This is a genomic window from Psychrobacter sp. NPDC078929 (assembly GCF_050267985.1).
In the GTDB taxonomy this organism is placed as follows: domain Bacteria; phylum Pseudomonadota; class Gammaproteobacteria; order Pseudomonadales; family Moraxellaceae; genus Psychrobacter.
Genome location: NZ_JBNNFX010000017.1, coordinates 14,822 through 35,805 on the forward strand (window position 1 = coordinate 14,822; position 20,984 = coordinate 35,805).

The 20,984-nt window shown below is 40.8% G+C and carries 18 protein-coding genes; 8 read left to right on the forward strand and 10 right to left on the reverse strand.

The features are described from left to right. Positions 1–80: 80 nt before the first annotated feature. The 4 genes from ACQKCG_RS10040 to sohB all read right to left on the reverse strand — a co-directional run bounded on the left by ACQKCG_RS10040 (position 81) and on the right by sohB (position 4,869). Positions 81–845, reverse strand: a complete 765-nt coding sequence (locus tag ACQKCG_RS10040) for a histidine phosphatase family protein (RefSeq protein ID WP_201571824.1) — start codon at positions 843–845, stop codon at positions 81–83. A gap of 48 nt (positions 846–893) precedes the next feature. Then, entirely contained in the window at positions 894–2,138 is a 1,245-nt protein-coding gene (locus ACQKCG_RS10045; RefSeq protein WP_201571826.1) for a phosphotransferase family protein, read from the reverse strand. A 241-nt stretch (positions 2,139–2,379) separates the two neighbouring features. Continuing rightward, entirely contained in the window at positions 2,380–3,630 is a 1,251-nt protein-coding gene (locus ACQKCG_RS10050; RefSeq protein ID WP_227526716.1) for an acyl-CoA dehydrogenase family protein, read from the reverse strand. Positions 3,631–3,888: 258 nt separating this feature from the next. Next, positions 3,889–4,869, reverse strand: coding sequence for a protease SohB (gene sohB, locus ACQKCG_RS10055; protein WP_201571827.1), 981 nt, complete (start codon positions 4,867–4,869; stop codon positions 3,889–3,891). Positions 4,870–5,243: 374 nt separating this feature from the next. On the opposite strand from sohB, the gene aspS reads away from it, so the two are divergent. The 4 genes from aspS to ACQKCG_RS10075 all read left to right on the forward strand — a co-directional run bounded on the left by aspS (position 5,244) and on the right by ACQKCG_RS10075 (position 10,089). Further along, positions 5,244–7,070 carry an aspartate--tRNA ligase gene (gene aspS, locus ACQKCG_RS10060; protein WP_201571850.1) on the forward strand — a complete coding sequence of 609 codons (1,827 nt, stop codon included), beginning with the start codon at positions 5,244–5,246 and terminating at the stop codon, positions 7,068–7,070. A 67-nt stretch (positions 7,071–7,137) separates the two neighbouring features. After that, positions 7,138–8,184 (forward strand): lysophospholipid acyltransferase family protein, encoded by a 1,047-nt coding sequence (locus ACQKCG_RS10065; RefSeq protein WP_201571828.1) that lies wholly within the window; start codon positions 7,138–7,140, stop codon positions 8,182–8,184. Positions 8,185–8,334: 150 nt separating this feature from the next. Then, entirely contained in the window at positions 8,335–9,135 is an 801-nt protein-coding gene (locus ACQKCG_RS10070) for a glycosyltransferase (RefSeq protein WP_201571829.1), read from the forward strand. Between the two features lie 108 nt (positions 9,136–9,243). Then, positions 9,244–10,089 carry a hypothetical protein gene (locus ACQKCG_RS10075; protein ID WP_427585386.1) on the forward strand — a complete coding sequence of 282 codons (846 nt, stop codon included), beginning with the start codon at positions 9,244–9,246 and terminating at the stop codon, positions 10,087–10,089. Between the two features lie 52 nt (positions 10,090–10,141). Here the strand turns inward: ACQKCG_RS10075 and ACQKCG_RS10080 are convergent, their stop codons facing one another. Then, positions 10,142–11,314, reverse strand: coding sequence for a glycosyltransferase (locus ACQKCG_RS10080; protein WP_227673281.1), 1,173 nt, complete (start codon positions 11,312–11,314; stop codon positions 10,142–10,144). A 260-nt stretch (positions 11,315–11,574) separates the two neighbouring features. On the opposite strand from ACQKCG_RS10080, the gene ACQKCG_RS10085 reads away from it, so the two are divergent. From ACQKCG_RS10085 to ACQKCG_RS10100, 4 genes are all read left to right on the forward strand, one after another. Then, positions 11,575–12,585, forward strand: a complete 1,011-nt coding sequence (locus tag ACQKCG_RS10085) for a Stealth CR1 domain-containing protein (protein ID WP_201571831.1) — start codon at positions 11,575–11,577, stop codon at positions 12,583–12,585. Positions 12,586–12,668: 83 nt separating this feature from the next. Continuing rightward, the gene (locus tag ACQKCG_RS10090) at positions 12,669–13,835 is read left to right on the forward strand and encodes a nucleotide sugar dehydrogenase (protein ID WP_201571832.1); all 1,167 of its coding nucleotides are present in this window, start codon (positions 12,669–12,671) and stop codon (positions 13,833–13,835) included. Next, complete coding sequence (locus ACQKCG_RS10095; protein ID WP_201571833.1) at positions 13,835–14,848, forward strand: NAD-dependent epimerase; 1,014 nt, start codon at positions 13,835–13,837, stop codon at positions 14,846–14,848. Before ACQKCG_RS10090 ends, ACQKCG_RS10095 begins: the two co-directional genes overlap by 1 nt. Positions 14,849–14,931: 83 nt before the next feature. Then, positions 14,932–15,699, forward strand: a complete 768-nt coding sequence (locus ACQKCG_RS10100) for a hypothetical protein (protein WP_102092855.1) — start codon at positions 14,932–14,934, stop codon at positions 15,697–15,699. Here the strand turns inward: ACQKCG_RS10100 and ACQKCG_RS10105 are convergent. From ACQKCG_RS10105 to ACQKCG_RS10125, 5 genes are all read right to left on the reverse strand, one after another. Beyond that, positions 15,696–16,829 (reverse strand): glycosyltransferase, encoded by a 1,134-nt coding sequence (locus ACQKCG_RS10105; protein WP_102092854.1) that lies wholly within the window; start codon positions 16,827–16,829, stop codon positions 15,696–15,698. The two genes, ACQKCG_RS10100 and ACQKCG_RS10105, sit on opposite strands and share 4 nt — an antisense overlap. A gap of 47 nt (positions 16,830–16,876) precedes the next feature. Then, complete coding sequence (locus ACQKCG_RS10110) at positions 16,877–17,971, reverse strand: glycosyltransferase (RefSeq protein WP_201571834.1); 1,095 nt, start codon at positions 17,969–17,971, stop codon at positions 16,877–16,879. 65 nt (positions 17,972–18,036) lie between these two features. Further along, complete coding sequence (locus ACQKCG_RS10115) at positions 18,037–18,903, reverse strand: glycosyltransferase (protein WP_201571836.1); 867 nt, start codon at positions 18,901–18,903, stop codon at positions 18,037–18,039. A 73-nt stretch (positions 18,904–18,976) separates the two neighbouring features. Beyond that, complete coding sequence (locus tag ACQKCG_RS10120) at positions 18,977–19,813, reverse strand: glycosyl transferase (RefSeq protein ID WP_102092851.1); 837 nt, start codon at positions 19,811–19,813, stop codon at positions 18,977–18,979. A 106-nt stretch (positions 19,814–19,919) separates the two neighbouring features. After that, entirely contained in the window at positions 19,920–20,849 is a 930-nt protein-coding gene (locus ACQKCG_RS10125; protein WP_201571838.1) for a branched-chain amino acid transaminase, read from the reverse strand. Positions 20,850–20,984 lie beyond the last annotated feature (135 nt).

Consider the following 20,984-nt stretch of genomic DNA (forward strand, 5'->3'; position numbering starts at 1 on the left):
TAACTTTTTAGTATAAACGTCGATAAGGCTTATACTTTAAGCAGATATGACACTACCTTATTCGCAAATCATATGTAAATTTATCGCCATGTCACAAACGGTTTGCCATCAGAGAATAAATGACTGTATTCATTTAAAGATAACAAGCGAGAACTTTGATTCTTTAAAGTAATAGAGGTCACACCCGTATTAACCAAGCTTTTATTCAGCTGATAAGCAGTCTGACTGCCTTGTCGCAATAACTGTGCAGTGATTGCAGCGATGACACCGCCTGAAGTAAATACGAGCACGGTACTGTCCTGACCTAAGCTCATGCTTGCTACTTTTGTACGTACTTGTTCAAGGGCTTGCTGTGCACGATTATTAAACTGTGGCCAACTTTCAAGATAGTCTTGATCATTGTCACCAGCATGCCACCGTCGCATCGCTTGATCAAATAGCTCTGCCAGTCGTGTCGCTGGCGATTCTGCTTTGGCGATTTCAGCTGAGATGTCAGATCGATTACCAGATGCCTCTGCTGACTTAACGAACACGTCTTTATGATTAAATTCATCAAATTGCGGCAAAATATAACTATCAGGCTGATCAAAGTTGATTGCGGGCGCAACAGCTGTGCCATTGCTATTATTAACATGTACAGATGATTGGTAACGCTCCCAAAAATGACGTGCTGAGTCTTGCTGTCGAACCAACCTACCAGTAAATATGGCATCAATACGGCGCTGCGTAGCTGCATAGTGCTGACCTAACATTTGGGCTTGAATACTGCCCAGCTCTGAGAGTTGATCATAGTTTTCTTGTCCAAAAGACGCTTGGCCATGACGTGCTAAAAGTATGGTTGTCATAAATTATTACCTTTTATCATATTTGCTAAAGTACGGTTTGCTGAATGCTTACGCTTCAGGAGAGTCAGGTGCTTTTGCAAAATAACCTTTTGGTAAAATACTTTTGACCACTTTTTGAACAGGGCTTGGTAACTGCTCGATAGCAGCAGCATCTACCCCTATGTCTTCTAAATGCGGCTGCACATGCGCATTGAATAAGGCTTCGCCTTCATATTGCGCAATTAATTTCAAACATTTAGCATGCATGACATGTATAACGAGCCAAGCGTTTTTGAAAGCTGGATTGGTGGTTTGCTTATGATAATAACGATAGTAGATTTGCTGAATAATGCCTGAGAGGCGGAACAATCCGAACACTTCATAAAAGGTCCAATTATCTATCTCTAAACCTGACTGTTTTAGATAATATTCAACCACTTCATCGCGCGTCATCATGCCTTCTAAATGTGTTGGCTGACGACGGAACTGCTGCATGATGATATTATCATCTTCTTCAATCCAGTAAGCCAACGCACTACCCAAGTCCATCAATGGATCACCAAGGGTTGCCATCTCCCAGTCGAGCACGCCAATAACTTTGGTCGGCTCATCCGCATCAAGTATGACATTGTCAAAGCGCCAATCATTATGAATGATACAAGTTTTGCTATCAGCAGGCGTGTGCTTAGCAAGCCATTGTCTAACCAGTGCAAAGCTCGGTACGTTTGGCGTCTTTGCTTTAACATAACGTTTATCCCAACCACTGATCTGGCGTTCACAGTAACCTTCACCGCGGCCCAAATTGACCAAATCAGAATGCTCGGTATAGTCTATCTGGTGTAGCTCTACCAAAGCGTCTAATACATTGGTACAAAGCAGACGCGTTTGTTCTGGATTTAGATCAATACCTTCTGGTAATTCTGCACGAGGGATAATACCTTCCATCCGCTCCATCACATAAAAGTCAGCGCCGATAACAGCTTCATCCGTACATAGCGCAATCATCTCAGGTACATAAGGATAAGCATCTTTTAACGCTTTTTGAACGGTGTACTCACGCACCATGTCATGGGCAGATTTTGCCTTGGTACCTTTTGGTGGACGACGTAGTATGAGGTCTTGGTTTTTATCTTCACCCTCATACTGTAGTCGATACGTCCAGTTTGATGCGCCGCCTGAGAACTGAGTGACCTTAGGCTCGCCTACTACGCCGACACCTTGACCGCGAAGCCATTCACTGACTGCTTTGGCATCAAGCTCTTCACCCTCGCGTACGGCACCGCCTTTGTCTAGTACTTTATTATCAGTTGCCATGAGACATTCCTTATCATGTGGTCATTTATTTTTATAACAGATATGCGAGCTAGTTCTCAATTCAATTTATCTCATTCTTCTCACTATTTTTGAAATGAGGACTCGCTCTAGTGATGAAAAATTCACTACTAAGTTGTTAATAGTGAATTCTTAATTAGCATTTTGATTGGCTTATTCTTGATAGTTGCGTGAGCAAATCGAAACTAACTCACACAACCGTTTGTTAAGATTAAACTTAAGACTAAGCTTTGTCAGATTTAGCAGAACGACTAAAGCCCTGACGTTTTAGTTCTAGTTTGGCAATCATGGTTTTATGTACTTCATCTGGACCATCTGCCAAACGTAGTACACGTGCTTGCGCGTAGAAGTTCGGTAGTAATGTATCTTGGCACACGCCCATACCACCATGAATCTGAATCGCCATATCAACGACTTCTTGTAGCACAGTTGGCGCCACTACTTTGATAGCAGAGATTTCCGTCAATGCGGCTTTGGTGCCTTGAGCATCCATTTTTTGGGCGGCGTACAATGTGAGCAAGCGTGCTTGGTCGATTTTGATACGGGCTTCGCTGATACGCTCAAAGTTACCACCCAATTGTAGTAATGGCTTACCAAAGGCAGTACGTGACATACCACGCTTGACCGCTAACTCAAGAGATTTTTCGGCAGCACCGATACAGCGCATGCAATGATGAATACGGCCTGGCCCTAGACGACCCTGCGCAATCTCAAATCCCTTACCAGGCCCACCAATAAAGTGGCTGACTGGCACACGCACATTTTCAAAGCTAATTTCACCATGGCCGTGCGGTGCATCATAATCACCAAACACTTTAAGCATACGTTTAATATTTACACCTGGTGTGTTGACTGGCACAAGTACCATCGAATGCTGATGATGACGGTCTGCACTTTCATCCGCGGTATATGCCATCACAATCAAGACATCAACTGCTGGATCGCCAAGACCAGATGACCACCACTTACTACCATTGATGACAATCTCATCACCATCTACTACGGCTGTTGCTTGCATATTGGTTGCATCACTTGACGCCACGTCAGGCTCAGTCATACAGAATACAGAGCGTGTCTTACCTTCTAGGATTGGGGTAAGCCACTTGTCTTGCTGCTCTTGAGTACCGTAGCGCCATAACAGCTCCATGTTACCGCTATCAGGTGCATTACAGTTAAATACATGAGGTGCTAGCAAACTACGACCAGTCAATTCTGCAATAGGCGCATAATCAGTGACTGACAGTCCTGCACCTAGTGTGTCATCTGGCAGGAATAAATTCCATAAGCCTTCTTCACGTGCTTGTTTGCGCAGGTTTTCGTAGGCTTCTGGCCATTCCCAGTTTTCCCAATTACCATCAGGGTTTTTCTTATGACAATCTTCCCAGAATTGGGCTTCGATAGGCTCAATATTCGTTTCGATAAACGCTTTGACTTTGGCATGCATGGCTTGACCATGTTCTGTTGCGGTAAACATTAAATTGTCGTTAGACATAAATGACTTCCTTTTCTTTATTGATTGTCTAAATCAAATGTTGATAAAAAGCTCTACTAGAGCTTTAGTGTACGCACGTATACTGTTTTCCGTGTGCTACATTTATAACACAGCAATTGTCAATAAACAGCAAAAAGGCGCGACCAGCTAGGCCACGCCTTTTACAAAATATAAACAATGTATCCAAAAACTTCTGAGCGCTGAAATACCATTATTTAACTATCATAATGATAACTAACATTATTTCAGAATATTTAGGCGGCTGTTCAAATCAAAACGTGCAAGTGCATCAGGTAATTTATCTACAGCCATGCTCAGTGTCGCTTCTGCTGCTTGAGCCAATCCTAGCTTTTCTGCTAACGTCGGCTTCTGACGTGAATAAAGTGCGTACACTTCGTTGTCTTCCATACGCTCTAAAATATAGCTGTCTGAAGTTTGTAGACTGTCAATTAAGTTAAGCTTTAACGCATCTTCGCCATACCAATGCTCACCCGTAGCTACTTTGGCAACATCGAGTTCTGGACGATATGTATTAACAAAATGCTTGAATAGCTCATGCGTCTGCTCTAGTTCTTCTTGGTATTTGGCACGGTCTTCGGCATCATTTTCACCAAATACAGTCACCGTACGCTTATAGTCACCAGCGGTAAACATTTCATAATCGACGTCATGGTTTTTTAGCCATTTATGGAAGTTTGGCAACTGTGACACCACACCGATTGAACCAATGATAGCGAATGGTGCAGCTACTACCTTGTCTGCAACGCAGGCCATCATATAACCACCGCTTGCCGCCACTTTATCAACACAAACAGTCAGTTTTAAACCAGCATCTTTCAGGCGAACCAATTGCGCTGCGGCCAAACCATAACCATGTACCAGACCACCGCCTGATTCAAGACGTACGATAACTTCGTCACCTTTATTTGCGGTACTAATTAAAGTGCTGATTTCTTCACGCAAGTGTTTGACCGCAGTTGCTTTGATATCACCGTCAAAATCGAGCACAAAAACTTGTGCCTTATGATCGGTATGTTTTTTCTTATTTTTAGTTTTTGCTTTCAATGCTTGCTTGGCTTTTTTGGCCATGACTTTTTTGAACTGTTTGAGGGCAGCTTTGCCTTGGGTGGCTTCCATCAAATCTTCACGGCGCTGCTTTTGAGCATCATTCAAGTGGCGTATTTTAAGCTCAACAGGGTTTTTAGGGGGATGAAATAGCATGGTTACAAATCCTCAAGTCAGTAAATATATTGATATGGCTGTTTTTATTAGCGTGCGGTTGATATGTGCACACTAAGCGGTGTTTTCAAGCATGATGACAATATTTAACCCAATATAAATATCACTGAATAAATACGTCAGATACTTGCAGACTCCCGTTCTTTGATTGAACTCAGCTGGTTGTATAACAAAGGCAGATTAGGCATAATATGCGTTTATATCAAATTTTCTGCAGCCAACGTGATGACCATATGTCTTAATCGCGTTGTTTGTGTGTTTTTTTTGCAAATAGCTTGAAACGCACAGCAATGGCTGCATTATTGTACTTCGAATTGGGCTGATAACTGGATAACCATATTATGACGCAAAGCACTATGACGCATAGCGAATACCGAGACGAGTATTGCGGAGCCGTAACCGAGAGCTTGCTTGAGCAAACCATTAGTATCGTAGGCTGGGTACATCGTCGTCGCGATCACGGTGGCGTGATTTTCTTAGACATGCGCGACCGCGCTGGTATCTTACAGGTCGTGGTCGACCCTGATACCCCAGAAGCTTTTGCAGCAGCAGATGCTGTACGTCCTGAATACGTGCTAAAGATAACTGGCCGCGTACGTCGCCGTTATGAAGGTACTGAAAATAATAATATGACCAGTGGCCAGATTGAGCTATTGGGCAAAGAAATTGAAGTACTGGCTAAGTCTGAAACGCCGCCATTCCCATTGAATGACGAAAAAACAACTGTATCTGAAGACCTGCGTCTAAAGTATCGTTATCTTGATATGCGTCGTCCCCAAATGCAAGAACGTATGGTGTTCCGTGCCAAGGCAACCTCAGCGATTCGTCGTTATTTAGACGATCATGGTTTCTTGGATGTTGAAACGCCTATCTTGACTCGTGCAACGCCTGAAGGTGCGCGTGATTATCTTGTACCATCACGTACCCGTCCAGGTAACTTCTTTGCCTTGCCGCAGTCACCACAGCTATTTAAGCAATTATTGATGGTGTCAGGTTTTGACCGTTATTATCAAATTGCTAAATGCTTCCGTGATGAGGATTTACGTGCCGATCGTCAGCCTGAATTTACTCAGGTGGATATTGAGACGTCTTTCTTGAACGAAGAAGAAATCATGAACATCAACGAAGGTCTTATCAAGCATTTGTTTAAGACGATGATGGACGTTGAGTTCGAGCAATTCCCTCGCATGACTTACGCAGAAGCCATGCGTGACTATGCATCAGACAAGCCTGACTTACGTATTCCTCTAAAGTTGGTTGACGTTGCAGATTTGATGAAAGACGTTGACTTCAAGGTATTTGCCGGTCCTGCTAACGATCCTAAAGGTCGTGTGGCTGCTCTACGTATTCCTGGTGGCGCATCATTAAGCCGTAAGCAAATCGATGCTTATACCAAGTTTGTTGGTATTTATGGCGCACGCGGTTTGGCTTATATCAAAGTCAATGACGCTAGCAGCGTTAACAACGGTGTGGATAAAGAGTCTGGCTTACAGTCTCCAATCATCAAAAACATGACTGATGACGTACTGGTAAGCTTAATCGAGCGTACTGCTGCAGAAGATGGCGACATTATCTTCTTTGGTGCGGACAAAGTCAGTGTCGTGAATGATGCGATTGGTGCATTACGTCAAAAAATCGGTCTAGATCTTGAAATGACGACTTGCGAATGGGCACCACTTTGGGTGACTGACTTCCCAATGTTTGAAGAAACTGACGATGGTCGCTGGACGTCGATGCATCATCCGTTCACTAAGCCTAAAGGCTCAGTTGAAGAGTTGAAAAACAATCCAGAATCTGCTTTATCTATCGCTTATGACATGGTATTGAACGGTACTGAGATTGGTGGTGGTAGCTTACGTATCAATACTTACGATATGCAGCAAGCTGTACTTGAAGCCTTAGGTATTGGTGAGCAAGAGGCTGAAGACAAATTTGGTTTCTTACTTGATGCTCTAAAATTCGGTGCGCCACCGCATGGCGGCCTAGCATTTGGTTTGGATCGTTTGATTATGTTGATGGTAGGCGCAAGCTCTATCCGTGACGTTATCGCCTTCCCAAAAACCAAAACGGCTGATTGCCCACTGACTCAAGCACCTGCTGGCGTTGATAGCAAACAACTACGTGAGCTTGGTATCCGTGTGCGTGAAAAAGCACAAGCTGATACCAGCAAGCCTGCTGAATAAATCGTTTGATGATGCGCGGTTGCTGTCTACAGTGCTTGTTACGTGATTCATTACCATGTGAGTGGTCATGAATCCGTATCATATTTTCAAAGTCGTGCCATTGTCTGTACTGCAGATGCTGGCACGTTTTGTTGCGTGGGTTATCATTAAGATACCCAGTCTAAGTATCATGCGTACCATTCAGATCAATCTGGCGCTGATTACTCACACACTGTCTGAGCAGCAAAAACGGGCGCTGACTAAAGACATCATCTATCATCAATGTTTGACCAGTATTGAATCTATAAAAAGCTGGGCGATGCCTCCTGAGTGGAGTATCGCTCAGATTTGTGATGTCCATAATAAAGACATTTTTTTAGAAGGTCTTGACAATCCAAATGGCATGCTTGCTATCGTCCCGCATCTCGGCACTTGGGAGATGATGAATGCTTGGCTCAACCAGTTTGGTGCGCCAACCATTATGTATAAGCCAGTTGACGGCAAATTCGCTAACGAGTTTATCCTTCAGGGTCGAGCGCGACTTAACGCGACTTTGGTACCTACTGATGGTAGCGGCGTTAAAGCCGTGTTTAAAACGCTCAAGCAAGGTGGTTTTAGTATTGTACTGCCAGACCACGTTCCAGAGCCATCAGGCGGTGTTGTTGTTCCGTTCTTTGGTATCAAAACATTGACCAGCACCCTTGCCTCTAAACTGGCTAGCAAAACCAAATGTGTGCTGGTTGGCTTATCTTGTATTCGCCGTACCGATGGACGCGGTTTTGATATCTACTGCTACAAACTCGATAATCCTGCTTTATACGACCGTAACGCCGAAGTGGCAACTCATGCTCTCAATCAAGCCATGGAGCGTATGATTACAGACAACTACAGTCATTATATGTGGGGCTATCGACGTTTTAAGCGTATACCAAACTTAGGCAACCCTTACCGAAAAGATAAAGAGACTTTAGCAGCCTTTATCCAATCTCACCATTCTAGCGTTTCTAGTCGTTCTGATAGCGATATCAACGATAGCGTTCGAAATAACAACGTTAAAATCGACAACGTTAAAATCGACAATGCTAAAAACGATAGTGCTGTTAAAAATGATAACACTAAGCTCGACAATCATTAGTCATCACCAACCTAACGTTGCACTATTTAGACGTACTATCAGTTTAAACGTTCCATCAGTCACAGCTATGCTAATATTGGCTGAACTCTATATTCTTTTACTTTTATTAATCCTTCATTTATCTGACTATTATCTCAATACGAGTGCATTATGACATCTGACGTAACTAAGACTTCATCTACAGATCCTAATCAGACTAGCACAAATGCTGCTGAACAGCGTTATATCATCTGTATGAAATGGGGCGACAAATATGGTCCTGAATACGTCAATCGTCTCTACAACATGGTTAGTCGACATTTAACCTTAGATTTCCAAATGGTTTGCTTGACCGATGACAGCACAGGTATTGACCCTGCGATTGCCTGTTATCCGATACCCGATATGGATTTACCAGCAGGTCCTGAACGTGGTTGGAAAAAACTGACTACTTTTAAACCTGAGCTGTATGATTTAAAAGGTGTGGCCCTATTTTTAGACATTGATATCGTCATTGTCGATAATATCGATGCGTTTTTTACTTATCAAGCAGTGCATGAAGACAGTGTCGTCATCATCCGCGACTGGAAAAAACCTTGGCGTATGATTGGCAATAGCTCTGTTTATCGCTTCAATATTGGTATGAATACCTATCCTGATTTGCTGTCTAATTTTGAGCGAAACTTTGAAACTATTCGCACCCAAGTACGTCACGAGCAGGCTTACCTTTCTAACTATTTGCGTGAGCATCACCACTTAGAGTATTGGGATAAGACATGGTGTGTCAGCTTTAAGTACCAATGTATTGCGCCGATTCCTTTTAACTTTGTGCGCACACCTACTCTGCCGGATGATGCAAAAATCGTTATCTTCCACGGTGAGATCAACCCGCCCGATGCGATTTCTGGTAGTGGCGGTAAATGGTATCGACATGTGAAGCCAAGCCCATGGTTAAAAGACCATTGGCAATAAATGCTTAGTAATTAACCATATGTAGACAATTTATAATTAGCGTAAAGGCAGTGTATTAAGATATAAGATAGGTGAAATAAACGACTGGAAAATAGTATGGCGCTATATTTGAGATTACCTGCTACCGCTGGGTTCAATATTGATAATGAGCTCATCATTATCAATGCGTTTAATGCCAATGAACCTGAACAGAGCTTGCATGGAAAAGACGTCAATATTATCGCCTCAGGGCCATCTATACAGCAGCTGCCGTTATCAGAGCTACTAGATACGCCTACTATTTTTGTCAATGGCAGTATCAGCCTGATTGGGCAGCATCAGTTTACCGATATTGCTGGTTACGTCATCAGTGATGCGCGCTTTATCAGTCATCAGCCGGAGATTTTACAGCAGTACTATAAGGGTCAACCTCTATATGCAACATTAGCTGTCTTTGAAGCGATGGCCACCACGCACCCTGATATTATGCGAACGTACCATCATGCCATGCGAGTGTTGTACCCAGTGGATAGGCCATGGGGAGTCAAGTCAAACAAGCTATCTTTTAATAAGCTTATCTTTAAGAAAAAATTACTCAATAAAAAAATGCCGCTATCGTACTTTATCAATAATCCAAACTTTATTATTGATAGCGATCATAAAGCGGCTGACATCGGCGTCTCTCTTAACATTACTCATGGGTTTGTGGAAGCAGGTACTGTCGCTTATGTAGCGGCGCAGTTGGCGTTTTCGCGTCAAGCAGCGAGTATTCATCTGTACGGTATTGATCTGCTCAACAGTAAGCAACCACGATTTTATGAAAATAAAAACAATAGTGCACCAAGTATGCTCAGCAAAGTCATGAACGAGCGCATTATTCCTTCGTTTAACTTACTCGGCAGAATCTATCAATCGCATGGTGTTCCTGTCATCAATCATTCTCCTATCTCTAAATCGCTATTCGACACTTTCTAGTTAATGACTCACAATTAATAACCTCGACTTAATTGCGTTTAATTAAGAACCACTACACGTTATAAACCCTCATTTTATCTGAATCCAAAACAGAACCAAACTCTAAGTACTGTCTTGCAATATGTTCAGGCAGCAACTGCTGGTTTAGTGGCACTATATAATCTGTAAGGTTGTCTATGGCTTGATCGATGAGTAACGCCAAGCCATCAATATCACCTACCGCAATCAAGTTTTGCTCAGGTAATAGTTCTCTTGGCCCAAAAGGACAATCCGTACTGATTATTGGTACACCCAGTGCTTGCGCCTCTACGATGACATATCCGAAGCCTTCAAACTTAGAGGTGAGTACCATCAGTGCAGCTGAGGCAATGATCGGATAAGGGTTGGTCTGAAAGCCTAAAAACTTAATGCAATCGCTAATATTTAGTTGGACAGCCAACTGTTTAATCTCTGATTCAAGCCTACCTTTACCCACTAGTACTAACGGCAGCTTTCGTTCTGTTTTGGCATACGCCTGTAGCAAGTCTCGATGACCTTTCATGTCATCAAATGAGGCGACATGTATAATGTACTCTTTATCTACTAAGCCAAAATGTTCAAGATGGCTAGATGCTGCTGCTTTGGTATTTATATCAGCAGCATCACAAGGATTATAGATTGTTGTGGTTTTGGTAATATTTCCTATAAGATCAATCAGGTCTTGGCGTGCACCCTTACTCACACAGCTACAAGGATGAGCGCCATAGACCATTTTCAAATGACTTATAGTCTGTACTGGCGTCTCTAATAACTGATTTTGGAACTGCTTAGATAGTGCTGTATGCAGTACATTTACGATATTTGACAACTGACTATATGCCATAATCCAGTTTATCTTATAGATATTAGCCAGTATCAAATCTGGCTTCCCTATTTGGCTACGTACGTAACCATCAATACGTTTAGCGACTGATTCATAGGCTTGTGCTTGCGTAGATTCTGGGTCGAGATTTTGCTCAGAAAACATCTCATCATATGGCACGATGTGATATTGCACACGAGCGTCTAGTAGCATATCTTGCGTCGCTTCCAAGCATAGGATATGAGTACGATAGCCCATATCTGCATAAGCGCTTGCCAAAGTCGTAACCATACGCTCAGCACCGCGACCTTCAAGCGCTTTTAACATAAACAGAATAATAGATGGCATTAGTGTCTCAGCTTGATTTTTTAACGGTATAGGCATGATAGGTTAGCCAAATGAATGCAACTATGGTCATAATTATTGCAGCGTTCTGACTTTATATGCTAGTCTCACCTACCGCTGGTGCTCGGCATTTACTCAGTAAAGTACGAGCAGGATTTAACGGTATCTCTATAAAAAATTATAATTAGTCTAACTATCTAAATCGATTAAACCTTGTTAATAATCGCATCAGCAAATATCATAGCTGGTCTAATATCGCTACTAACATAGATGTGTATCCGCAAAGAACAGGATTAGTTATGAAGCAGCCTAATGAAAACACATTAGATGTCGTCATTGCTTGGGTAGATGGCGCAGACCCTATACTCAAACAAAAGCGAGAACAGTATAAGCCAAGTAAAGAAGTGGCATCTGACGCAATAACTGACACGCGTTTCGCCAGCGACGATGAGATATATTATAATATTGCTTCTATCATCAAATATGTGCCTTTTTGTCGTCATATATATATTGTCACAGATCAACAAAAGCCAGCGTTCGTCGATGAGTTTGCCAAGCAAGGTATTTGCTCAGAAGATAAAATACGCATCGTTGATCATCAGGACATATTTTCGGGTTATGAGGAATTTTTACCGACCTTCAACACTCGATCAATTGAGACGATGATTTGGAATATCAAAGGACTGTCTGACTATTTTATCTATATGAACGATGATTTCTTTTTTAATCAACCAGTGGCGATAGATGACTTTTTAGACAGTGAGAAGCTAATCGTTCACGGTGAATGGCGTAAAAGTGCTGCTTTGAATGCCAAGCTCAATTTTCGAAAATCACGCTTTAAATTGTTTGGTACACCGATACAGCCAAGACATACTATCGCGCAAATGTTAAGTGCTAAAATACTGGGCATGAATCAGTTTTTTGAAATTCATCACTACCCTCATATTGTCGATAAAAATATCTTAAAGTCCCATTTATTGAACCATCCGCAACTATTGACTGAGCAGATAAAATATAAATTCAGAGATGTCGCCCAAGTTAATCCTATAACACTGATGAATCATCTAAAAATTCAAAAAGGCGAAGCACACTTAAAACCTAATATCTCTATCAACTATCTAAAAAATGAGCATAGTGTAGAAGATTTTATTCTTGCCTTAGAAGATAAAACTGTTAAATATGGTTGTATTCAAAGTTTGGATCTTCTTGAGTCAGGTTTATATAAAAAAGTTAGCCAAGCCATGAGGCACAAATTCTTGGATTATCTGCCTAATTCCGTGTTAGATACCACAAATACTGTCCCCAAATGAATTCAGACCAAGTTTAAACTATAATGATGATTACTCATTCTTGACTTAAACCAATAAAAGCTTAAAAATTACTTGGATATATTATGAAAATAGCAGTAGTAGGTACAGGCTACGTAGGCTTATCGAATGCAATGCTGTTAGCACAGCATAACGAAGTCGTTGCTGTCGATGTCATCGCTGAAAAAATAGCCTTGTTAAACGCCAAGCAGTCTCCTATCGAAGATACAGATATCGAAGATTTTTTATTGCATAAAGAGCTCAATTTTTCTGCAACGCTGAATGCCAAAGAAGCTTATAAAGATGCAGATTTCATCATCGTTGCCACGCCAACTGATTATGATACAAAGACCAATTATTTCAATACCTCCACAGTAGAAGCCGTCATTGAGCAAGTGCTGTTAGTGAATCAACAAGCGACTATCATTATAAAGTCCACAGTACCAGTTGGTTATACAACCAGTATCAGAGAACGTTATGCGACTGATCGCATTATTTTTTCGCCTGAGTTTCTGCGCGAAGGTAAGGCACTACATGACAACCTTTATCCTTCACGTATCATTGTAGGCGCACAGTCTGAGCAGGCTCGAATATTTGCCAATCTGTTACTCGAGGGTGCAGTCAAAAAAGATGCACCGCTATTATTTGTAGAGTCTACTGAAGCTGAAGCGATCAAATTATTTTCTAATACTTATTTAGCGATGCGCGTGGCTTATTTTAATGAGCTTGATACTTATGCGCAAACCTTTGGACTTGAGACCAAACAAATCATCGAAGGGATTGGCTTAGACCCTCGCATTGGCAACCATTATAATAACCCTTCATTTGGTTATGGCGGCTACTGTTTGCCCAAAGATACTAAGCAGTTATTAGCAAATTACGATGAAGTGCCAAGCAACCTGATAAAAGCCATTGTTGATTCTAATAGAACCCGCAAAGACTTTATTGCAGATAAAATCATCGAAAGACAGCCAAAAATCGTGGGAATACATCGCCTAGTGATGAAAAGTGGGTCAGATAACTTTAGAGCATCTGCGATACAAGGCATCATGAAACGTATCAAGGCAAAAGGTATAGAAGTCGTTGTCTACGAGCCTGTATTGAAAGAAGATGATTTCTTTAATTCGCGTGTGATTCAGGACTTAGACACCTTCAAATCAATGAGTGATGTCATTGTCGCAAACCGTTTATCTGATGATATAAAAGATGTCGCAGACAAAGTATTCACTCGCGATCTATTTGGGAGCGACTAATGAAAATACTGGTCACTGGTGCGGCAGGTTTTATTGGCTTTCATTTAATCAAGGCGATACTAGAAATAGATCTATCTGCTAGGGATTACTGTATCGTTGGTATCGACAATATCAACGACTATTATGATACAGATCTAAAAGAAGCGCGTTTGAGAATATTAGGTGAGATATCAGATCCAGAAATTTTTACGTTTATTAAGTTAGATCTGGCTGATCGTGAAGCTATGTCTGAGCTTTTTGCAACCTACCAATTTGATACGGTTGTTAATTTAGGTGCCCAAGCAGGTGTGCGTTACTCTATCGAAAACCCTAATACGTATATCGACTCAAATGTGGTTGGCTTTGTTAATATTCTAGAAGGCTGTCGTCACCACGATATAAAACACTTAATCTACGCGAGCTCTAGCTCTGTTTATGGTATGAATATAAAGCAGCCATTTACCACTACTGATTGTGTTGATTTTCCTATCAGCCTATATGCCGCCACCAAAAAATCCAACGAGCTTATGGCACATAGCTATAGCCATTTATATAATATCCCTACAACAGGGTTAAGGTTCTTCACCGTTTACGGTCCTTACGGTCGACCTGATATGGCATATTTTTCGTTCACAAAGAAAATTCTAGCTGGTGAGCCAATTAATGTATTTAATAATGGTGATATGCAGCGTGACTTTACCTACATTGATGATATCGTCAACGGCATTATTCGTATAATTAATAAGGCCCCTTCTCCCCAGCATTCTACTATTACGACAGCGACTGCTCCCTACAAGATTTACAACATTGGTAATAATCAGCCAGTCACTTTGCGCCGTTTTGTTACTGCCATTGAAGACGCTTGTGGCAAAAAAGCGCAAGAAAATTTATTGCCTATGCAAGCAGGTGATGTACCGATTACTTACGCAGACATAGATGAGTTAGTAGAAGATATTGGCTTTAAGCCTGAAACTAGTATAGAAGAAGGTATCAAACAATTTGTCGATTGGTATAAACAGTATTATTCAGTCTAAACAAACAACAATGATCTCTAAGACTTATATTATAGAGATTACGGCGCTAATATCTTTATATATTTTTAGAGGATTTTGATAACATGGCTACACCTTCAAGTTGGCAGAGAAAATTGCTATTGATCTTTCGAAGCGAAAAAAGATTGAATGCGGGTAAGATTATCAAAACCTATAATGATAGAAGCTTTGATGAGATGAAAGCAACAACCATTACTGAATCAATGTGTGATATTGAAGCGTTAACCAATGAGCGTAAAAGCACAGATTTAGAGAACCATTTGAACAACTTGAAATACAAATCGCTTGGTGAGTCTGAGCTCTGCTTTTATCACAACACGCTTATTATACTAATGCGCCGTAAGTACAAAATAGATAAAACATTCGCTGAATTTGAAAAGTTATGGGAAGCAGAGAGCGACTATTTATTGACACATCTGTCGTTGCGCTGGATTGTCTCTGCTTGCGATACGTTTATTGATCATTCAAACAATACTCATAGAGCAGCTATCTTGATGAATGTCGTAACTCTAATGAATACTTTACGTACTTATGAAACCAAAAACTTTCTGCAGTTATCCACTAATGCTAAATCTATGCCATTGCTAACTGAAAAAACCGATATGCTTTATGCCGGTGACTTGCCTCTGTACGATGGTCTTACTTATTTTCGTATCGGTACCGATGATAGCTTGAGAAATATGCGAAAACGCTATAATAAATTTCAGAAAGTTGATAAATTGGCCACTAGTATACTGTTATCTGTTTTCGAAAAACTACAGCATACTGATAGTGCGTTTGCCACATTACGAGCATTACACAGAGACGATTGGTCTAAGTGGTGGTTGAATTAAGAATATTCTTTGATTTTAGAATCAGATGCGAATGCAATATACTTTTTGGCTATTGTGATAGGTAAAAGCGACCCATCAAACTCAGAAAAGAATTGCTCTGGATTTTTCATCGCTAAGCTAAGCTTTTCAGAGATAGCATCTACGTCGCTCATCGGCATTAAGTTGTTATCTGGTAGTAACTCACTTGGACCTGATGGGCAGTCTGTACTGATAACAGGGGTTCCTAATACAAGAGCTTCGGCAATCACTAAGGCAAAACCTTCCCAATCAGAGGTTAGCACTTTAAATTTAGCATGCTTTATATAAGGGAAAGGGTTCTCCTGAAAACCTAAAAATACTACTTTTTCTTCTAAGTTGAGTTCTACTACCAATTGCTCTATTTCGTCTTTCAGCTTTCCTTTACCTAGCAGTAATAGTGGCATAGACTGATCTGTTCGAGCATATGCTTTTAGCAGCACATCGTGACGTTTCGCTTCTTTAAAACTCCCCACATGAACAATATAATCTTGGTACTCAGGAGTAAATACGTCACCTAGCTTTTGAATGTAATCTCTATCGACTGGATTGTGAATGGCAATCGTTGGCGTAATATTACCAAAGCTTTCAACAAAATCTTTTTCAGCACCTTTACTGACACATATACAAGGATGCTTGGAGTAGATGTTAATCATCTTTGACTTTAGTGTGTCAGCAGCATTCGTATTATCGAATTTATATAACAAAGACACTGTGTTATGAATCACATAAAATATATTAGGTAGTTTGCTATTGCTTAAAATACTATCTGCACGATCTAGATTAGACAGTATCATATCAGGCTGACCAATGTTTTTTGAAATGTAACGATCGACTACGAACGCAAAAACTTTGTCACGACGTTCTAATTTTGGTATCAGTTTATAACGCTTAAAATCAATAAAGTGGTAGTTTAGTTTTGGATTAAGCTCGTAATCTACACGGGGCTTAAACCGTAAAATATGTACTTCATAACCCAAATCATAGAATCCCTGTCCTAAAGTCAGAACAACACGTTCAGCGCCGCCACCTTGTAGACAGTTAATGACTAAGAGTACTTTCTTTTTATTATTTTTAACTTCTTTTTTTCTTGTTCTAATAACACTATTAATCATTTTAAATTTTCTTAGAAATGGACATTGTGAGTATAAAATATTTGGAACTATTTATGCATAATATTGACTTGTTCAGCAAACTCTACGTATTTTTCTGCTATTTTGACTGGTAGCAGCGCTTCATCGAATGGCGCATGAAACGCTTGCGGATTACTCATCGCTTGCTGCATTTTTTCGGCAATGGCATCAATATCACCCATCGGCATTAAGTTATGTTCTGGTAGCAATTCACTTGGGCCTGATGGACAGTTGGTACTGATAACAGGAGTACCTAGCACGAGAGCTTCGGCAATGACCAGAGCAAACCCTTCCCAGTCAGAGGTCAATATCTTAAACTGCGCATTTTTGATATAAGGAAAGGGATTATCACGAAATCCTAAAAATATTACTTTGTCTTCTAGGCTTAACTCTGTTACCAGTCGCTCTGTTTCACTTCTATGCTTCCCTTGACCCAAGAGCAGTAACGGCATAGATTGATCTGTTTTTGCATAAGCATTTACCAATACATCATGACGCTTGGCATCTTTAAAACTCCCGACATGAATAATATAGTTCTGGTAGTCAGGGACAAAAGCATCGGCTTGTTGTTGAATACTGTTTTTATCAATTGGATTGTGAATGGCGGTGGTTGGCGTAATATGACCAAAGCTTTTGATAAAGTCTTTTTGAGCGCCTTCACTGACGCACACACAAGGATGCTTGGCATATATATCTATCATTCTTTGCTTTAACTGCTCAGCGTCGTGATTTTTATTAAATTTATAGAGTAGTGATACTGTGTTATGAATAATATAAGTGATATTAGGCAGTTTACTATTACTTAAAATGCTATCGGCACGATCTAGGTTGGACAGTATGATGTCAGGCTGACCGATATTTTTCGACACGTATTTATCAACAGCACGTGCAAAAATATGGTCACGTCTTTGTGCCCCTGGTATCAGTTTATACGGCTTAAACTTAAGTACATGGTAGTTAAGATTCGGACTTAAGTCATACTGTACTAACGGCTTAAATCTTAGAATATGTACTTCATAGCCCAATTCATAAAACCCTTGCCCCAATGTTAATACGACACGTTCCGCACCGCCGCCTTGTAGACAATTAATAACGAGTAACACTGTTTTTTTATGCTGCTTCATACACGATAACCTATGGAGTAAGTTTTCACCTTCTTAAAAAGGCTTATCATTGCTTCATTAAAAAACTAGCGTTTAAATAGCTTCGAAAAAAATGATTTAGAAGCGTGTGGACGAGTCACCTTATTACCGGTATAACCTTCTTGAGATTTTTTAGGAAAATGACCGAAAGGTTCTACCCTATAACTGTCTAAATCGTATCCAGCAGCAAGTGCTTCGTTATAATATTCATCAAAAACCTCAGATAAATCCTGCCTTGGGTGCGACATTATTTCACCGTCAAACCAATGCTCAATACCTTCTTCACTGACTCTAGGTAATGAATATTTATGACTGAACTGTGTACCCATATCTGAATAATGCAAAATCCTAATATCTTCTAGCGCTAAGTTTTCGCCATCTATACAATTGTAACTATCCTGATAAGGCTCAATGAGCTGATTATTATGTTTGAATACAGCCATCATTTCTTTATGGCTTTTGGGATCTTTCCTGAGTTTTTTAATTGGTAGGACAATGTTTTTCGCCGCCTTGCAATCCCATACGCATGTACACAACCGAGTCATATCCGCATTAGTCTTAGCAGCTACAACAGACTGTCCTTCAATAGGATGGTGCCACAGCTTTGCCAAATCATCTAAAATAATGACATCAGCGTCCATGTAAATGGCACGACCAGAGTATTGACAGTACTCTGGAATTGCCCAGCGAAAGCCTGAAAAAGGCGTTGACCATTTAGTGGTATTCCAACCCTCTCCAGTCTCAGGATTAGAATACCAATAGCTATTAGGATCGCGTGACAGCTGCATCCATACTATCTCAACGGGTACACTGGTATGTTTATGAATACTATAATCTAATACCATCATCTGCTCTAGATCACAGTTATTTGGGTCACAACCAACAAAGACTTTAATAGTATCTTCTGTATTCATAATTTTATCCGTTCACTGACTAATATTTATCTGTGCTAATGCAATGCGATAATACTCAACTATATAATGGGACCTATTCTTTCCAGTACTTTTCGATCCACCCTACTGGCAAGATAAAATGACGCAAGTGACGTAGCGGTCTTTTTAGATTTTTGGGCTCAGTCAATCTTTTTAAGTGATCTTTGGCATTGTTAGCAGCATTTTTATTATATCTACCTTCAATCGCATGTGTAGGATATAAGTCGCCAGGGAAAATAACAATTCGAGCGCCTTTGGGGATCTTTGGTTCTTTGATGTAGTTAAGTGGGAACGGTTGACGGCATTTGCGTCTAAAGTGCGCGACCCATGCCTTTGGAAACAGCTTGACACCGCCTGGCGCATTACGAGTGACGAAGCGCTGCTCAAAACGATACTCATCAGCGATACCTTGTGGATCAGCTTTGAATTTCTCTTGCAATGAGACAAGCGACCCTATCTTGAATCTAAAGCAAGACGTTTGCCCTAGGCGCTCTAATGGGTTACTCGGGTTATAAGACAAAATAACATCGTCTGGCTCGCCGTATTCAAAGAAAGGATCGAGGCTATCTACTATAATCACATCCAAATCTACAAATAATACTGTCCCTGTCAAATCACCTAACTTCTCACCCCACAAACGTGATTTTGGCCACTTGCCAAGTGTGTTGGTTGGCATGGTGACATCTAATGGTGGTAATTCTTGACATTCGATTTCTGGACGTACATCGGTGGTATCATCGGTAAAACAGACGAAACGAAACGGTGGCGTAATATTGCGAGATACCATACCATACAATTTATTGGCGTAATCAGCCCCGTACTTTGTACCCCATTTAATACAAATAATTTGTTTGATATTTTTATTATCTGCTGTACTAGAATCTATTGGCATGGACTGCTCACTTTAATCTTAAGAATAAATATGATGGCTATATTAGCATAAAAAAAAGACTGAACAATTATGTTCAGCCTTTTTGGTCTTTAAACTAACGACTTTATTAGTCAATAAAGCTTAACCAATCCATATATTGCTCGTTACGACCATGAACCACATCAAAGTATAGGATTTGGAGTTTCTCAGTCAATGGTCCTCGGCCGCCATTCCCGATAGTACGATCATCGTATTCGCGGATAGGCGTCACTTCAGCAGCGGTACCTGTCATAAATATCTCGTCTGCTAAGTAGAACTCATCACGAGTGATACGGCGTTCAACGACTTTGATGTCTAGATCAGCCGCGAACTGAAGGATAGTACGACGAGTGATACCATCAAGTGCACCGCCCGCCAAATCTGGCGTATGTAGCACGCCATCTTTTACCAAGAATAAGTTCTCGCCAGCGCCTTGACACACATACCCTTGCGGATCCATCAAGATAGCTTCGTCATAACCATTACGAGTGACTTCTTGGTTGGCCATGATAGACACAGGATAGTTACTTGAGGCTTTTGCCTTACACATAGTGACGTTTGGCATATGATGCGTGAATGAAGAGGTTTTTACACGGATACCATTTTTGATACCTTCCTCACCAAGATATGCACCCCAGTGCCATGCAGCAACCATAGCATTGATGCTATTGTCACGTGAAGATAAGCCAAGCTTTTCTGCACCTACCCAAATAAGCGGACGAATATAGGCTTCTGCCAAGTTATTTTGCTTTACCACATCTTTATGTGCTTGCTCTAGCGTGGCCGCATCAAACGGCACGTCCATTTGAAAGATTTTTGCCGAACCAAGTAGACGTTCGGTGTGTTCCTTTAGGCGAAAAATAGCCGTGCGATTATCAGCGGTTTGGTAAGCACGCACGCCTTCAAACACAGCCATGCCATAATGCAAGCTATGGGTAAGCACATGAACTTTAGCATCTGGCTGTTCGATCATTGTGCCATTCATCCAAAGCTTACCATCTTGTGTTGCCATATTCATTTTATTGTCCTTATGCTAGCACTGACGTCTAACTTTTTTTAGGTAGGTTTTATTTAACAGTATTGATCAACATCGTATGATAACACCGCAGCGTCAATTTTTATTGCCTAAACAACAGCTTCATTATGACAAACG

What these genes read in the sequence shown, in the direction of transcription:
- ACQKCG_RS10040 (WP_201571824.1), bottom strand. Translation starts at nt 845, where the DNA reads ATGACAACCATACTTTTAGCACGTCATGGCCAAGCGTCTTTTGGACAA.
- ACQKCG_RS10045 (WP_201571826.1), bottom strand. Translation starts at nt 2,138, where the DNA reads ATGGCAACTGATAATAAAGTACTAGACAAAGGCGGTGCCGTACGCGAG.
- ACQKCG_RS10050 (WP_227526716.1), bottom strand. Translation starts at nt 3,630, where the DNA reads ATGTTTACCGCAACAGAACATGGTCAAGCCATGCATGCCAAAGTCAAA.
- sohB (WP_201571827.1), bottom strand. Translation starts at nt 4,869, where the DNA reads ATGCTATTTCATCCCCCTAAAAACCCTGTTGAGCTTAAAATACGCCAC.
- aspS (WP_201571850.1), top strand. Translation starts at nt 5,244, where the DNA reads ATGACGCATAGCGAATACCGAGACGAGTATTGCGGAGCCGTAACCGAG.
- ACQKCG_RS10065 (WP_201571828.1), top strand. Translation starts at nt 7,138, where the DNA reads ATGAATCCGTATCATATTTTCAAAGTCGTGCCATTGTCTGTACTGCAG.
- ACQKCG_RS10070 (WP_201571829.1), top strand. Translation starts at nt 8,335, where the DNA reads ATGACATCTGACGTAACTAAGACTTCATCTACAGATCCTAATCAGACT.
- ACQKCG_RS10080 (WP_227673281.1), bottom strand. Translation starts at nt 11,314, where the DNA reads ATGCCTATACCGTTAAAAAATCAAGCTGAGACACTAATGCCATCTATT.
- ACQKCG_RS10085 (WP_201571831.1), top strand. Translation starts at nt 11,575, where the DNA reads ATGAAGCAGCCTAATGAAAACACATTAGATGTCGTCATTGCTTGGGTA.
- ACQKCG_RS10090 (WP_201571832.1), top strand. Translation starts at nt 12,669, where the DNA reads ATGAAAATAGCAGTAGTAGGTACAGGCTACGTAGGCTTATCGAATGCA.
- ACQKCG_RS10095 (WP_201571833.1), top strand. Translation starts at nt 13,835, where the DNA reads ATGAAAATACTGGTCACTGGTGCGGCAGGTTTTATTGGCTTTCATTTA.
- ACQKCG_RS10100 (WP_102092855.1), top strand. Translation starts at nt 14,932, where the DNA reads ATGGCTACACCTTCAAGTTGGCAGAGAAAATTGCTATTGATCTTTCGA.
- ACQKCG_RS10105 (WP_102092854.1), bottom strand. Translation starts at nt 16,829, where the DNA reads ATGATTAATAGTGTTATTAGAACAAGAAAAAAAGAAGTTAAAAATAAT.
- ACQKCG_RS10110 (WP_201571834.1), bottom strand. Translation starts at nt 17,971, where the DNA reads ATGAAGCAGCATAAAAAAACAGTGTTACTCGTTATTAATTGTCTACAA.
- ACQKCG_RS10115 (WP_201571836.1), bottom strand. Translation starts at nt 18,903, where the DNA reads ATGAATACAGAAGATACTATTAAAGTCTTTGTTGGTTGTGACCCAAAT.
- ACQKCG_RS10120 (WP_102092851.1), bottom strand. Translation starts at nt 19,813, where the DNA reads ATGCCAATAGATTCTAGTACAGCAGATAATAAAAATATCAAACAAATT.
- ACQKCG_RS10125 (WP_201571838.1), bottom strand. Translation starts at nt 20,849, where the DNA reads ATGAATATGGCAACACAAGATGGTAAGCTTTGGATGAATGGCACAATG.